The sequence below is a fragment of the Komagataeibacter xylinus NBRC 15237 genome (assembly GCF_001571345.1).
Lineage (GTDB): Bacteria > Pseudomonadota > Alphaproteobacteria > Acetobacterales > Acetobacteraceae > Komagataeibacter > Komagataeibacter xylinus.
The window spans coordinates 1-756 of the sequence record NZ_BCTP01000141.1 but is presented as its reverse complement, the minus strand read 5'-3'; the positions used below and the strand labels follow the sequence as shown (position 1 = coordinate 756).

The 756-nt window shown below is 60.2% G+C and carries 1 protein-coding gene; it reads left to right on the top strand.

The genetic code is table 11. From position 1 onward, the window contains the following. Positions 1-5: 5 nt before the first annotated feature. Positions 6-756 (top strand): IS5 family transposase gene (locus tag GXY01S_RS17820; protein ID WP_218003180.1). Its coding sequence is split into 2 segments (ribosomal slippage), with 752 coding nucleotides annotated over them: positions 6-345 and positions 345-756; the frame shifts between segments, so codons are not numbered across the junction. This gene is flagged as partial in the annotation.

The window sequence follows — 756 nt, the reverse complement described above, 5'->3', positions numbered from 1 at the left end:
TAGGGATGGAAGAAGGAGACAGAACAGGCACCTTTACGGACGAGACATGGGCGATCTGGGAACCTCTGATTGAGGCGGTTCGCCCAAGGGGCAAGACGCCGCCCCATGATCTGCGGCGTACGATAGCAGCAATTTTCTGGCGTCATGAGAATGGCGCGAAATGGCGGAGCATCCCCGCTGAACTGGGGCCGTGGTGGCGAGCGGCCCAGCTTTTCATCCGCTGGGCGAAGCTGGGTGTGTGGGAACGCCTGCTCGCACTGGTTCAGGAACAACAGGGAGTAGCACTCGGCATGACTTTTCTGGATGGCACGAATATCAGAGCTCACCACAAGGCGGCGGGAGCCCCAAAAAAGGGGGCTCTTTTGAAGAGCGAGACCATCGTGAAGCACTTGGCCGCTCTCGCGGCGGCTATGGCACAAAAGTCTGCGTGATAGCAGACGGGCATGGAAAGGCTGTTGGTTTTGCCCTGGCGCCCGGCCAGGCCCATGAACTGCCGCTGGCTCCAGATATGCTTGATAGCCTTCCCGCCATTCCTTTGTGGGTGGTGGCGGACAAGGGCTATGCCTCGGACGCCTTCCGTGAACGTATCTGGGACATGGGAGCCCGACCGGCCATTCCCGCAAAACGACGCGATGCGCCGGTTGCCTGTCCCAGATGGGTCTATCGGTGTCGGCACCTGGTCGAGAACCTCTGGGCCCGTCTCAAGGAGTGGCGTGCTGTTGCAACCAGATACGAGAAAACCGCAGCGTCGTTCCT